Annotated in this window: 13 protein-coding genes; 11 read left to right on the top strand and 2 right to left on the bottom strand. The window is 66.7% G+C overall.

The window, feature by feature from the left end:
* Nucleotides 1–48: 48 nt before the first annotated feature.
* Both ACJQWL_RS13635 and ACJQWL_RS13640 read left to right on the top strand, forming a co-directional pair.
* Nucleotides 49–1,206: a glycosyltransferase family 4 protein gene (locus ACJQWL_RS13635; RefSeq protein ID WP_330969449.1), complete on the top strand. Its 1,158-nt coding sequence runs from the start codon at nucleotides 49–51 to the stop codon at nucleotides 1,204–1,206.
* Nucleotides 1,184–1,717, top strand: a complete 534-nt coding sequence (locus tag ACJQWL_RS13640) for a phosphatase PAP2 family protein (protein WP_330969448.1) — start codon at nucleotides 1,184–1,186, stop codon at nucleotides 1,715–1,717. Before ACJQWL_RS13635 ends, ACJQWL_RS13640 begins: the two co-directional genes overlap by 23 nt.
* Nucleotides 1,718–1,873: 156 nt before the next feature.
* On the opposite strand, the gene ACJQWL_RS13645 is transcribed toward ACJQWL_RS13640, so the two are convergent.
* Nucleotides 1,874–2,473: a GNAT family N-acetyltransferase gene (locus tag ACJQWL_RS13645; protein ID WP_330969447.1), complete on the bottom strand. Its 600-nt coding sequence runs from the start codon at nucleotides 2,471–2,473 to the stop codon at nucleotides 1,874–1,876.
* A gap of 140 nt (nucleotides 2,474–2,613) precedes the next feature.
* Here ACJQWL_RS13645 and ACJQWL_RS13650 point away from each other — a divergent pair, with 140 nt between their 5' ends.
* From ACJQWL_RS13650 to mfd, 3 genes are all read left to right on the top strand, one after another.
* The gene (locus ACJQWL_RS13650) at nucleotides 2,614–3,471 is read left to right on the top strand and encodes a 23S rRNA (adenine(2030)-N(6))-methyltransferase RlmJ (protein WP_330969446.1); all 858 of its coding nucleotides are present in this window, start codon (nucleotides 2,614–2,616) and stop codon (nucleotides 3,469–3,471) included.
* A gap of 182 nt (nucleotides 3,472–3,653) precedes the next feature.
* Nucleotides 3,654–4,238, top strand: coding sequence for a GNAT family N-acetyltransferase (locus tag ACJQWL_RS13655; protein ID WP_330969458.1), 585 nt, complete (start codon nucleotides 3,654–3,656; stop codon nucleotides 4,236–4,238).
* 129 nt (nucleotides 4,239–4,367) lie between these two features.
* Nucleotides 4,368–7,862: a transcription-repair coupling factor gene (mfd, locus tag ACJQWL_RS13660; RefSeq protein ID WP_330969445.1), complete on the top strand. Its 3,495-nt coding sequence runs from the start codon at nucleotides 4,368–4,370 to the stop codon at nucleotides 7,860–7,862.
* A gap of 45 nt (nucleotides 7,863–7,907) precedes the next feature.
* Here the strand turns inward: mfd and ACJQWL_RS13665 are convergent, their stop codons facing one another.
* Nucleotides 7,908–8,852 carry an integron integrase gene (locus tag ACJQWL_RS13665; RefSeq protein ID WP_330969444.1) on the bottom strand — a complete coding sequence of 315 codons (945 nt, stop codon included), beginning with the start codon at nucleotides 8,850–8,852 and terminating at the stop codon, nucleotides 7,908–7,910.
* A gap of 382 nt (nucleotides 8,853–9,234) precedes the next feature.
* On the opposite strand from ACJQWL_RS13665, the gene ACJQWL_RS13670 reads away from it, so the two are divergent.
* The 6 genes from ACJQWL_RS13670 (at nucleotide 9,235) to ACJQWL_RS13695 (ending at nucleotide 13,360) form a co-directional block, all read left to right on the top strand.
* Nucleotides 9,235–9,471 (top strand): GDCCVxC domain-containing (seleno)protein, encoded by a 237-nt coding sequence (locus ACJQWL_RS13670; protein ID WP_330969443.1) that lies wholly within the window; start codon nucleotides 9,235–9,237, stop codon nucleotides 9,469–9,471.
* A 48-nt stretch (nucleotides 9,472–9,519) separates the two neighbouring features.
* Nucleotides 9,520–10,059, top strand: a complete 540-nt coding sequence (locus ACJQWL_RS13675) for a hypothetical protein (protein ID WP_330969442.1) — start codon at nucleotides 9,520–9,522, stop codon at nucleotides 10,057–10,059.
* A 57-nt stretch (nucleotides 10,060–10,116) separates the two neighbouring features.
* Nucleotides 10,117–10,485: a hypothetical protein gene (locus tag ACJQWL_RS13680; RefSeq protein WP_330969441.1), complete on the top strand. Its 369-nt coding sequence runs from the start codon at nucleotides 10,117–10,119 to the stop codon at nucleotides 10,483–10,485.
* Between the two features lie 938 nt (nucleotides 10,486–11,423).
* Complete coding sequence (locus ACJQWL_RS13685; RefSeq protein WP_330969440.1) at nucleotides 11,424–11,753, top strand: hypothetical protein; 330 nt, start codon at nucleotides 11,424–11,426, stop codon at nucleotides 11,751–11,753.
* 414 nt (nucleotides 11,754–12,167) lie between these two features.
* Nucleotides 12,168–12,575, top strand: coding sequence for a hypothetical protein (locus ACJQWL_RS13690; RefSeq protein WP_330969439.1), 408 nt, complete (start codon nucleotides 12,168–12,170; stop codon nucleotides 12,573–12,575).
* A gap of 392 nt (nucleotides 12,576–12,967) precedes the next feature.
* Nucleotides 12,968–13,360: a hypothetical protein gene (locus ACJQWL_RS13695; protein ID WP_330969438.1), complete on the top strand. Its 393-nt coding sequence runs from the start codon at nucleotides 12,968–12,970 to the stop codon at nucleotides 13,358–13,360.
* Nucleotides 13,361–13,906 lie beyond the last annotated feature (546 nt).

Below are 13,906 nucleotides of genomic sequence, written 5' to 3' on the forward strand. Positions count from 1 at the left end.
CCCCTACACGCGCCGCCTGCACGCTCCACCACGACCGGGGAGCCGCGCATGCACTACGCGATCGTCACCGAAACCTATCCACCGCAGGTCAATGGCGTAGCCCTGACCGTGCAGGCGTTCGAGCAGGGCCTGCGCGGCCGCGGCCATCGGGTGGACGTGGTGCGACCCCGCCTGCCCGGCGAAAGCGACGCGGCGCCGGGCACCCTGCTGATGGCAGGGCTGCCGCTGCCGGTGTACGACGGTCTGCGATTCGGCCTGCCTGCCACCGGTCGGCTACGACGGCACTGGGACACGGAGCGGCCGGACGCGGTCTACATCGCCACCGAGGGCCCGCTGGGCTGGTCGGCACTGCGTGGGGCGCGCTCACTGGGCATTCCGGTGGCAACCGGCCTGCACACGCGTTTCGACCGCTACATGCGGGCCTATGGGCTGGGCCGGCTTGGCCGCCTGGACCAGGTGGCGTGGGCCTGGATGCGGCGCTTCCACGACCGTGGCGACGCCACCCTGGTGCCCACCCGCGAACTGGCGGCCGAGCTCGCCGCGCACGGGTTCAAGCGGCCGGTCCGGCTGCCGCGCGCGGTCGATACCCGGCGCTTTTCGCCGGACCATCGCGACGCTGCCCTGCGCGAGCACTGGGGCGTCGGCGGTGACCGGCTCGCGGTCATCCACGTGGGCCGCATCGCGGCGGAAAAGAACCTGGCCCTGGTGGTACGCGCATTCCGGGCGATCCAGCGCGTGCGGCCCGATGCACGGCTGGTGTGGATCGGCGATGGCCCCGCGCGCGATGCACTGCAGCGCGAGCATCCGGACTTCCTCTTCCCCGGCATGCAGCATGGGCATGCGTTGGCTGCGCACGTTGCCAGCGGTGACCTGTTCCTGTTCCCCAGCCGCAGCGAAACCTTCGGCAACGTCACCCTCGAGGCCATGGCCAGCGGCGTGGCCACCGTCGCCTACGACTGCGGTGCGGCGCGCGAACACCTGCGCCATGGCCTGCACGGGGGCTGCGTGGCACCGGGCGACGAGGCGTCCTTCATCGATGCGGCGGTCTACCTCGCCAGCGACGACCGCGTACGCGCCGCGTGCGCCAGCGCGGCCCGACGCGCGGTGGCGGCACTGAGGCCCGCCCAGGTGGCGGCCGACCTCGATGGCCTGCTGCAGGGCCTGGCACACCGGGGAGGACGCCATGGATCGCCTGCCGCTGCATAGGCGCCTCGCGGACGGCGACGCCGGCTGGTGCCTGCGCGCCAACCGCTGGGCCTGCCACGGCGCATGTCGCGGCTACATGGCCTGCGTCAGCCGGTTGGGCGACGGCGTGTTCTGGTACGCGCTGATGGCCACGATCGTGGTCGTGGACGGCATGCGCGGACTGCACGCCTCGCTCCACCTGGCCGCAACCGGCGTGGTCGCGGTATCGCTGTACAAGTGGCTCAAGCGCTGGACCCGGCGCCCGCGGCCCTGTGCATCTGACGCCCGCATCCACGCGCCGGTGGCGCCGCTGGACGAATTCAGCTTCCCGTCCGGCCACACGCTGCACGCGGTCGCCTTCAGCATCGTCGCGGTGGCGCACTACCCGGGGCTGGCGTGGCTGCTGGTGCCGTTCGCCGCCAGCGTCGCGGTGTCACGCGTGGTACTGGGCCTGCACTACCCCAGCGACGTGCTGGCGGCCACCGCCCTGGGCACCGCGCTGGCCTCGGCGTCGATCTGGATCGCGGGGTAGGTGTCGCGTGCTGGTGCCCGGCTGGTTGCCGGGCCAGTTGCGGATTGATCGTCCGGAGACCGGCGTAGCCTCCGCAGCCGGCTCGCTCACCCGTCGCGTTCCTGCAACCGCTCGCGCATGCAGCGGGGCCGGCGCGCAGCGACCCGCCGCAAGAGGTCAGAAGCGCTCCAGCGGGCGCGTCCAGAACGCCAACGCGTGTTCGACGTCGCCCCGCCCCGGCTCCGGCCAGCGCATCGACAAGGTCAGACCGCTGCGCGGCTGGTAGCCGCGCTTCTTCCAGAACGCCTCGTGGCTGCGCTGGAACGGCGGGCACCTCGGGTCGGCGGGATCGCGCTGCACGGCAGTGAACCCGGTCCATGCGTACCCGCCCAGCGCACGGGCGTGTGCCTCGCGCTGCTCGAAGAATCGGTGGCCCAGGCCACGTCCGCGGTACTCGGGCAGCAGTACCGACTCGCCCAGGTAGAACACGTCCGCGGGCTGCACCGGGGAGTCCGCGAACGGTGCCAGCAGTTCCGGCGACTCGTCCGCCAGCGGCATGCCGGGGGAGGCGCCCACCACCCTGCCCTCGTCGAGGGCCAGCACCACCAGGCTGAAAGGCGAGCGCAGGTAGGTCTGCAGGTAGTCGAATTCGTAGCGGAAGTCCCCCGCGTACAGGTACGGCCACTCGCGCAGGACCGCCATCCGCAGGCGCGCCAGGTCGTCCAGGAGGGGCTCGATGGCCGGGCCGACGACGGTGCGGACTTCCGGTGCTTTCATGGTGATCGTTCTGGGGCGTGGCATGGGTGCGTCGAAGGTGCGCCCACCCGTGGCCGTTGTCCACTTCCCTCCGGACGCCCGCGGCCGGCTTGACCGGCCATATCGCCGGGCCGCGGGTGGCAGGCCCTAAGATGCCCGCCATGAACTACCGCCACGCCTTCCATGCCGGCAATCACGCCGACGTCTTCAAGCACGTCGCGCTGTTGGCGCTGTGCGATGCGCTCACTGCCAAGCCCGCGCCGCTGTTCGCGCTGGATACCCACGCCGGGCGCGGGCTGTACGCGCTGGACGGCGCATCTGCGCTGCGGACCGGCGAGGCCGAAGGCGGCATCGGCCGGTTGGTCGCGGAAGCGCCGCGCCACCCCGCCATCGCGCGCTACCTGTCCGCCATCAAGGCCTGCCGGGCCGAGCACGGCAGCTCCGCCTACCCGGGCTCGCCGTGGCTTCTGGCCCACGCGCTGCGCGCGGGCGACCGCATCGCCGCCTGCGAACTGCACCCGGAGGAGGCCGCCCAGCTGCAGTCGGTGTTCGCCCGCGATGACCGGGTGGCGGTGCACGCGCGTGACGGCTACGCGGCAATGAAGGCGCTGCTGCCGCCGCGACTGGGCGAGCAGCGGTTCAACCGCGGGCTGGTGCTGATCGATCCGCCTTTCGAGGCGCAACTGGACGAGTTCGACGCCATCCTCGGTGCGCTGCGTGACGCGCTCGGCCGCTGGCCCCAGGGTACGTACGCGGCGTGGTACCCGATCAAGCGGCGCCGGGCGTTGCACCCCTTCTTCCGCCGCGCCACGACCCTGCCGGCGCGCTCGGTGCTGGTCGCCGAGATGATGGTCCACCCCGACGACTCGCCCCTTCGCATGAACGGCAGCGGGCTGCTGCTGCTCAACCCGCCGTGGCAGTTCGACGCGACGCTGCGCGCGGTCCTGCCGCAGCTGGTATCCGCACTCGGGGAAGCGGGAGCGGCCTGGCGCGTTGACTGGCTGCGCGCCGCCGACTGACGCGCGCTGGGATCGGCCACCTTGTCATGCCCGGCCAGGCACGCGGCGCATTGCGAACGGGCGAACGGATGGCGGACGGCGTTGCGCGAAGGCGCCCCCCGACGCCTCCGTCGCCGACTGCGTGAAAGCGGCATGAAGAGTGCATGAAGCCCCCCGCCCAGGCGCTGTGCGAGCATCGCCTCATGGCCGCACGAGAACGTCTCCCCCCCTGGCACGAGCGCCAACGACTGCCCAACGGGCGCGAGGTCCTGATCCGTCCGATCCGGCCCGAAGACGCCGACCCGTTGCGTGCCGGATTCGGCCTGCTGGAGCCGGAGGAGGTGCGCCAGCGCTTCCTGCATTCGGTCAAGGAGCTCAGTCCGGACATGCTCGATCGCCTGACCCGGCTCAACCCGAAAACCGAGTTCGCCCTCGTGGTGGCCGAGCCGCTGCCTCCCGGCGAGGCGCTGGTCGGCGCCGTGGCGCGTATCTCGATCGATCCCGGCGGCCGTGACGCCGAGTTCGCCATCCTCGTCAGCCGCTACCTGGCCAACATGGGCCTGGGCCGCTACCTGATGACGCGGCTGGTGAAATGGGCCCGCGGCAAGAAGGTCACCCGCATGTACGGCGACGTCTTCGAGCAGAACCACGGGATGCTCTCGCTTGCGCGCTCGCTGGGGTTCGTGCGTGAGCCCGGCCACGCCGAGCACGGCCTGGTGCGGGTGTCGCTGGACCTGGCGCGCCCGGCAACAGCCGGCACGGCAACGCGGTCGGCACCCGCTGGCTGAGCCCGCCGCGGGCGCGCGGTTCTTGCAGGTCGCGACTCACGTCGCACTGCGTGTGGGGCAGCGCCATCGGGTGCCGGCGGCTACGCACGGTGCCGGTGCCTGCGGGGGTCGGATAGAATCCCCCGCCTGATGTCGACCCCCACGCTTCCCATTCCGCCGCTGCCGAAGGCCGGCCGGCAGCGCGCCTGGTGGCGCGCGCCCGCCTCGCCTTCCGCCCTCGCCCTGCACATCGCCACCGCCGCGGGCGCCCACGAGGGCCCGTTGCTGGTGGTGGCGCGCGACAACCACGCCGCGCACCAGCTGGAGGCCGACCTGCGCACCCTGCTGGGGCTTGACGGCCTGCCCGACGGGCCGCTGCCGGTACTGCCGTTCCCGGACTGGGAGACGCTGCCCTACGACGTCTTCAGCCCGCACCCGGACATCACCAGCCAACGCCTGGCCACCCTGCATCGCCTGCCGACGCTCAAGCGCGGCGTCGTCGTGGTGCCGGTGCAGACCCTGATGCAGCGACTGGCGCCGCTGCGCCACGTGGTCGGCGGCAGCTTCGACGTGCGCGTCGGACAGCGCCTGGACCTCGACGCGGAGAAGCGCCGGCTGGAATCGGCCGGTTACCGCAACGTGCCGCAGGTGTTGGACCCGGGCGACTACGCAGTGCGCGGCGGCCTGCTGGACGTGTACCCGATGGGCGCGGACATGCCGTTCCGGGTCGAGCTGCTCGACGACGAGATCGACACCATCCGCGGCTTCGACCCCGAGAGCCAGCGCTCGCTCGAGAAGATCGATGCCGTGCACCTGCTGCCGGGGCGCGAACTGCCGATGGACGAGGCCGCGGTCAAGCGCGCGATGGACGCGCTGCGCGAGCGCTTCGACCTGGACACCCGCCGCAGCGCGCTCTACCAGGACCTCAAGGCCGGGCACGCGCCGGCCGGCATCGAGTACTACCTGCCACTGTTTTTCGAGGCCACCGCCACGCTGTTCGACTACCTGCCCGACACCGCCTTGCCGGTGCTGGGCGATGGCACGTCGGAGGCCGCCGATCATTTCTGGAAGCAGACCGCCGAGCGCTACGAACAACGCCGGCACGACGTGGAACGCCCGGTGCTGCCGCCGGACACGCTTTACCTGGCGCCCGACGCGCTGCGCGAACGGCTCAACCGCGACGACCGCATCGAGGTCTGCGGCGAAGGCCACCCGCAACGCGAGCGCGCCTACGCCCTGCCCAGCCAACCGGCCCCGGACCTGCCGCTGGTGGCCCGCGACCACGCCCCTGCCGACGCACTGAAGTCCTTCCTCGCCAGTTACCCGGGCCGGGTGCTGGTCGCCGCCGATTCACCCGGTCGCCGCGAGGCCCTGCTGGAAGTGATGCAGGGCGCGCAACTGGCGCCGGTGGTGCTGCCGGACTGGACGGCCTTCCAGAAGGTCCACGGCACGGGCGGCGGCACGGAGCGCTTCGCCATCGCCGTGGCCCCGTTCGACAACGGGTTTGCCCTGGACCAGCCGCAGCTGACGGTGCTGACCGAGCGCCAGCTGTTCCCCGAACGCGCCGGGCAGCCGCGTCGGCGCAAGCGCGCCGGGCGCGAGCCCGAGGCGATCATCCGCGACCTGGGCGAACTCACCGACGGTGCGCCGATCGTCCACGAGGACCACGGCGTCGGCCGCTACCGCGGGCTGGTGGTGCTGGAGGCCGGCGGCGAGAAGAACGAGTACCTGGAGATCGAGTACGCCAAGGGCGACCGCCTGTACGTGCCGGTCGCGCAGCTGCACCTGGTCAACCGCTACTCCGGGGCGTCGGCCGAGACCGCGCCGTTGCATTCGCTCGGCGGCGAGCAGTGGACCAAGGCCAAGCGCAAGGCCGCCGAGAAGGTCCGCGACGTGGCCGCCGAGCTGCTCGAGATCCAGGCCAAGCGCCGGGCGCGGGCCGGGCTGGCGATCGACGTCGACCGCTCGATGTACGAACCGTTCGCGGCCGGGTTCCCGTTCGAGGAAACGCCCGACCAGCTGTCCTCGATCGAGGCGGTGCTGCGCGACCTGCAATCCAGCCAGCCGATGGACCGGGTGGTGTGCGGCGACGTCGGCTTCGGCAAGACCGAGGTCGCGGTGCGCGCCGCGTTCGCCGCCGCCGCCGGGGGCAAGCAGGTCGCCGTGCTGGTGCCGACCACGCTGCTGGCCGAACAGCACTACCGCAACTTCCGCGACCGCTTCGCCGACTGGCCGCTGAAGGTCGAGGTGCTGTCGCGCTTCAAGACCAAGAAGGAGATCGAGGCCGAACTGGCGCGCGTCACCGCGGGCGAAGTGGACGTCATCGTCGGCACCCACCGGTTGTTGCAGAAGGACGTGCGCTTCAAGGACCTGGGCCTGGTGATCGTCGACGAGGAGCAGCGGTTCGGCGTCCGCCAGAAGGAAGCGCTCAAGGCGCTGCGCGCCAACGTGCACCTGCTCACCCTGACCGCCACGCCGATCCCGCGCACGCTCAACATGGCGATGGCCGGGCTGCGCGACCTGTCGATCATCGCCACCCCGCCCGCGCACCGGCTGGCGGTGCAGACCTTCATCGTGCCGTGGGACGACGCGCAGCTGCGCGAGGCGTTCCAGCGCGAACTGGCGCGCGGCGGCCAGCTGTACTTCCTGCACAACGACGTCGAAAGCATCGTGCGCATGCAGCGCGAGCTTGAGGCCCTGGTGCCGGAGGCGCGTATCGGCGTGGCCCACGGGCAGATGCCCGAGCGCGAGCTGGAACGGGTGATGCTCGACTTCCACAAGCAGCGCTTCAACGTGCTGCTGTCGACCACGATCATCGAATCGGGCATCGACATCCCCAACGCCAACACCATCATCATCAACCGCGCCGACCGCTTCGGCCTGGCGCAGCTGCACCAGCTGCGCGGCCGCGTCGGCCGCAGCCACCACCGCGCCTACGCCTACCTGGTGGTGCCCGACAAGCGCTCGATCACCGCCGACGCGCAGAAGCGGCTGGAGGCGATCGCATCGATGGACGAGCTGGGCGCCGGCTTCACCCTGGCCACCCACGACCTCGAGATCCGCGGCGCCGGCGAACTGCTGGGCGAGGACCAGAGCGGGCAGATGGCCGAGGTCGGCTTCAGCCTCTACACCGAGCTGCTGGAACGTGCGGTGCGCTCGATCAAGCGCGGCGAGCTGCCCGACGTGGACGGCGCGCACGCGCGCGGTGCCGAGGTCGAGCTGCACATCCCCGCGCTGATCCCGGACGACTACCTGCCCGACGTCCACACCCGCCTGACCCTCTACAAGCGCATCAGCGGGGCGCGCGATACGGCCGCGCTGCGCGAGTTGCAGGTCGAGATGATCGACCGCTTCGGCCTGTTGCCCGACCCGGCCAAGCACCTGTTCGCCATCGCCGAGCTCAAGCTCACTGCCACCGCGCTGGGCATCGCGCGTATCGACCTGGGCGAGACCGGCGGCAAGGTGCAGTTCGTCGAGAAGCCCAACGTGGACGCGATGGCGATCATCAAGCTGATCCAGGGCCAGCCCAAGCTCTACCAGATGGACGGCCCGGACAAGCTCAGGCTCAAGCTGGACCTGCCCGATGCGCCGGCCCGCATGGCCGCGGCCAAGGGCCTGATGACGCTGCTCGACAAGGGCGGCTGACGCGGCGGCCGGGCGCGCGCCGCGGTGCCGTGCAGGCCGGCGCCCTTACCGGTCAAGCGGACTGAGTACCCCGCCCGCCCCGCGCCCGAGCACGTGCGTGTAGAGCTGCGTCGTCGCCAGGTCCTTGTGCCCCAGCAGTTCCTGCACGGTGCGGATGTCGTGCCCCGCCTCCAGCAGGTGGGTGGCGAAGGAGTGTCGCAGGGTGTGGCACGTCGCCGGTTTGTCGATGCCCGCCCCGGCGCGCGCCTTCTTGACGGCCCGTTGCAGGCTGGATTCGTCCACGTGGTGCCGGCGCTGGCCGCCGCCGCGCGGATCGCGCGAGATCCGGGTCGCCGGAAACACGTACTGCCAACCAAACTCGCATCCCGCATTCGGGTACTTGCGCCCCAGCGCATGCGGCAGGTACACCCGACCCAGTCCTGCCAGCAGGTCCTGCCCGTGTTGGACGCGCACCCGTTCCACCTGGTCCCGGAGGCGGTCATGCAGCTTGCGCGGCAACGGCACCCGCCGGTCCTTGCCGCCCTTGCCGTTACGCACGGTGATTTCCGAGCGCCCGAAGTCGACATCCTTGACCCGCAACCGCACGCACTCCATCAGCCGCATGCCCGTCCCGTAGAGCAGGGCCGCCATCAACCACAGTTGGCCGTCCAGTAGCGCCAGCATCCGATCGACCTCCGCGCGCGTCAGCACCACCGGCAGGCGCTGGGGCCGCTTGGCGCGCACCACCGACTCCATCCAAGGCAGCTCGATGTCGAGCACCTGCCGGTACAGGAACAGCAACGCCGACAGCGCCTGGTTCTGGGTGCTGGCCGCCACGTCATCCCGCATCGCCAGCCCTGACAGAAACGCCTCCACCTCCGCCGCTCCCAAGTCCCGCGGGTGGCGCTTGTGATTGGCCAGGATGAACCGGCGGATCCAGTAGACGTACACCCGCTCGGTCCGCACGCTGTAATGCTTGAGCCGGATACGCGCCCGGACCTGCTCCAGCAACCGCGGCCGCCGCTTCGGGTCGCCTGCTGGCGGCTCCGGCTCCCCGCTCGCCCCCGTGCCTGAAGCATGACCGGGCTCCCGATGCGACGGCGACGCAACGCCAGCAGCCGTCGCCGACCCCCCATCGCCAGCCTCTCCCCGCCTCCCCGCCCCCGCCTTGCCCCGACCCGATAACACGGCATCCTTGCCCGGATAAGACATAACACCCCACATTCGTCGTCAAGTACGCCCAGCGTCGACGCCCAGCCACGACGTGGTAAGCAGGCAAGCTCTTGATCTGAGGTAGGATTTGGCCCCTATCGCGTCCGGTAACAATGGGACGCGGCTCCGATAACACCCCACTTTGGGGATCTACTTAGTGTTAGGCGTCATGGGGACAATAATGGAAGCGACGTTGCAGTCCGAGATCACTTGTCCAGAGTGCGGAGTTAAGTCACTCGAACAGATGCCAACGGATGCTTGTACCTTCTTCTACGAGTGCAAAGGTTGCGGGACGCTGCTTTCGCCAAAAGACGGGGATTGCTGTGTCTATTGCTCCTTTGGTAGCGTCAAATGTCCGCCTGTGCAGCTCGGCGCTGACTGTTGCGCTCAGCCGGCATCGCGGCCCAGTGACGCCTAACAATTCATTCAAGCCGAACCCGCTTCGTCGCTTCGTTGAAATCTGTTGTTGCTGGCCTTCCTTCCAATCCCGACTCTCGCGCTGCGGGTCGGCTTAATTCAACTGTTAGGTGCCATGGATACAGATCGCAAACCCGAAGATTCAATCACTCAAGCTGAATCATTGGGCATGTTCAACACCTTTTCCGTCGAGGTGCGGTCAAAGATTGACGGCTTAGTAAAGCAGGTCTTGTTCATTAGCGCGGGCGTTCAAGCCATCACTATCGGTGCGTTCTTGTCGGGCAGTCCGCCTCAACTCCCCGTCAATGCCGTCTATTTGCTCAAGTGCGGCTGGTTCGCTCTGTCCATTAGCATCGTGCTTTCTCTTTGCTTCATGCTTGGCCAAGTTCTGGCAATGGTTGCGGTCGGATTTCGCTTCAAAGGCAAGCTAGAGGCCGGCCGTAAGGGCGCGGAGTTGCTGTTTGCTCCAATGCCAATGCGGATCTTCAACTGGGTCGTTGGGCTTGGGGCTTTCGTTTCGTGCGCATTCGGCTCAATGGCGCTTTCGCTCGCCGCAATGCGCCTCGTGGGTGGCCTGGGTGGCACCTAACAATTCATTCAAGCCGAACCCGCTTCGCGGGTCGGCTTAATTCAGGCGTTAGGCCTCATGACCGTACTGCTCCACATCGTTGCCGTTGGATACGTGGCCTTTGGGCTGTTCGGCCTCGCGGTCATTTCCCTTTCATCCAATCGCGAGGAAATGTTTGGTCGCAGCAGAGTCGGTCGCATTAGAACTTTTCATGCGTATCTGACCGTCGCGCTGATGGTTACATGTGGCATCGCTCTATGGTTTTGGCCTTCGGCCGTTTCTGCGTTGGCACTGGCAGTTTTCGCTCTCGTGATCATCGGAAAAGCCATCGACTTGACACAAGGTCAGTGGCAAACCTGCAAGAAGTGCCTCTTGGCCGGCCCTCTGTTAATTCTCGCGACCACCGCTATCCTTACCTTAGGCCCAGGCAGTGTCGCGGGGGCCTAACAATTCATTCAACCCGATGCCGCTTCGCGGCACGGGTTAATTCAGGCGTTAGGGGGCATATGAGACGACGGCGTGCGCTGAAAGGAGTTGCCTACGGCCTCGTCGAGACTTTCATAAGTCGGAACAACGATGTGTATGGGTACTGGGGCATCGGTCAGCTGTACCGCGAGGCTCTTGAGCGCCAAGTTAGGTCCGTTTCAATCGACTTGCTTGGCGACAGTTCGCCCAGCATCGGGCCTGTCGCTCAGGCGATCCAATCGCGCTATGCGAAACGCCTGGAGCACATGGCTCTAAATGCCGGCGTGCGACTTTCGCAGGCGCAAGTTGCCGTTGAGTTTGGTACTTTTGGCTCCAGTCCTCCGCCCCGTGAGTACTCCTATGGGGACCCATTTCTTTGCATTGTTTCATTGGCAGGTCCAAATGGCCGCACATACAACGCAGCCCGTACAGGGCGTTGCTCTCCCCATGATCCAGCGGCAGAAAGTCGCTCCAATCGCGCGACTGCCCCCTAACAACTCAATCAAGCCGAACTTGCTTCGCAAGTCGGCTTATCTCGGACGTTAGGCCGCAGAGATGAGTCCACTCAATCCCAACGAGAAGATCGTCGCGACTGGCACATTTCTATACGCCGGGACGGAATGTGATCTGCACATTGTCTTTAGCCCCGTCCGCTACGGCTCCGGAGACTCTGCGGACGAGCCTGAGATAGCTAATGACTCGGTCGCAGACACCTACTACGTTCAATATGGTTCCACAACGCAACGGGGCATCTTCAATGCGGGCGGGGGCAGTTACCCTTCCCTAGCTGAGGCACGCTCGGCGGCAGAGGCAGCGCCAGGCATAGGGCCCACAGTCCGGTGGAGCTCGGGTGCGGCCTAACAATTCATTCAAGCCGAAGCCGCTTCGCGGCTCGGCTTAATTCAAGCGTTAGGCCTCATATGTTCCAGTTCAGCGAATCGAACTTAGCCAGAGCAGGAACTCTCCTGCTGCTGGAACACGGCTGCGCGATGGCCGTCGGGCTGGTGCTTATTGAGCTGCAGATTGATGATCGCGGACTCATTTTCCTGGGGATTTGGCTCGTCAATCTTGTGACGGCTTGGTACCTGTACAAAGCTGCACTTAGTCAAGGACGCCACCGAGCCGCGTGGTACGGCATCATCTCGGCATTGGCACCCATGTTCGCTTTGCTGTCGTTCCTGAGGCTATACCTTCATGACAGACTGACCCTCATGGCCGGAACTATTCAACGTTCTCGAGATGAGGCCTAACAATTCATTCAAGCCGAAACCGCTTCGCGGTTCGGCTTAATTCAGGCGTTAGGCGGTACTGCTGAGAGTTGTTCGGCAGTCGCTCCTTCGGCCGCTGCCCGCCAACGTGTCGTGCGTCGCGGGCTCAGCCGGCACCGGCTCCGGCCGCTCTCCTTCGGCAACATCTCGCCAGTGGCGGCACAGCAGCTTGGCTGCTCGGCTCAATCATTGCGGGGCCATCTTCGGCGGCATGTCGCCTTGCGGGTTCCGGGTAAAGCGCCGGTCGACTCGGGCTGGTAGTGTTCTCGGCCAGGGGGCGGGTTGGCCAAGGCTGGCGCGGGGGAGTTCAGCCAGCCATCGGAGCAGCACCGCCTAACAATTCATTCAACCCGATGCCGCTTCGCGGCACGGGTTAATTCAGGCGTTAGATGCCACATGGAAGCTCTGCAGCACCTTCCTTTCTCAAAGCTGGCGCTCCCGCACGGCGAAGAGCTCGTGTGGTACGCGAGCAACCCGACGTTCCACCGCACATGGGACTACGGCATTGTTATTACCGGCCAGGCCCTCTACCTCTTCTCTCCTTTTTGGCTCTGGCTAGCCCGCTGGCGTCGATACCCGCTGAGCACCATCCGTCGCGCCACCTTCAAGAACTCTTACTGGCTTCCTCGGCTAGTGCTCGAGACACAAGCTGGTAAGGTCACTTTCCGGGCGCCGTACGACGGGTATCAGGACGAGATGGACTTTGACCGTAGAAATCTCGCCATGGCTGTTGAGCTTCTTGAACAGCACGGGGTGGCATCTAACAATTCGTTCAAGCCGAAACCGCTTCGCGGTTCGGCTTAACTCAGGTGTTAGGCCTCTGGGATGACCACACTCCAAAGATTCAAGGTCGCGTTCGCTTCAACGGTTTGCGCACTTGGCGCTCTCGTTGTGGCGGCAATGATTGGGGCTAACGAACGATGGGCAGAGTGGGCGTTCTCCCCTTGGCCGGCTGTTTTCATGTTTACTGTCTGCTTCGTCCTCGCACCGCTGATAGTTCGGGTTTTGCCTCTCAGTCGCCACAAAGATCAATGAGCGCTTCTTGTGGCTATACACTCGGTGGCCTAACAATTCATTCAAGCCGAACCCGCTTCGTCGCTTCGTTGCAATGTGTCGTTGCTGGTGCTCCCTTCACTCCCGGTCCGCACGTCGCGGGTCGGCTTAATTCAAGCGTTAGGTGCCACAGGAGAGATTTGATGCGCTTGGGAGCACTGTTGATCCTGGCCTTCGGAACGGCGCACGCATCCGAAGCGCCGGAAGCCGACGGAATCGGCTACCCCACGGTCGCAGCGGCGCTTGAGGATTTGAAGCGCAGGCCGGATGTATCGGTCCGGGATAACGCCGGCTGGACAATCGTTGGGATTGATACGCCCCAAGAACGCTCGATCTGGTCATTCACCCCTGCTGGCCACCCGGCGCATCCGGCGGCAGTGAAGCGAACCATCTACGAAGAGTCCGGCATGGTGATGATGAAGACCAACGCCCTCTGCCAAGCAGAGAAGGCGGCCTGTGATGACCTCATGGCGCAATTCGCGGATCTTGAGCGGGAGCTCCAACAGCGCATGCAAGGAGGCGGCGGTGGCACCTAACAATTCGTCCAAGCCGACGCCGCTTCGCGGCGCGGCTTAACTCAGGCGTTAGGCGGTACTGCTGAGAGTTGTTCCGCAGTCGCTCCTTCGGCCGCTCAATCGCCAACGTGTCGTGCGTCGCGGGCTCATCCGGCGCCGGCTCCGGCCGCTCTCCTTCGGCAGCATCTCGCTACTGGCCGCACACGGGCTTGGCCGCTCGGCTCAATCATTGCGGAGCCATCTTGGGCTACATGTCGCCGTGCGGGTTCTGGGCAAAGCGCCGGTCGGCTCGGGCTGGTAGTGTTCCGCCAGGAGGCGGGTTAGCCTCGGTTGGCGCTGGGGAGTTCAGCCAACCCATCGGAGCAGCACCGCCTAACAAATCATTCAAGCCGAACCCGCTTCGCGGGTCGGCTTAATTCTGGCGTTAGGCGCTAGTGGATAGATCCCAGCTCGCTAAGTTCGCAATTACAGCTCGTTGGCTGGTCGCAATTGCATCTCTTTGGCTGGTGGCCGCCTATTTCGTACTGCAGTTCCTCAATTTCTGGCTCCTGCTGGGCCACGACTGCG

It is taken from the genome of Novilysobacter viscosus (assembly GCF_046600715.1).
In the GTDB taxonomy this organism is placed as follows: Bacteria; Pseudomonadota; Gammaproteobacteria; order Xanthomonadales; family Xanthomonadaceae; genus Lysobacter_C; species Lysobacter_C viscosus.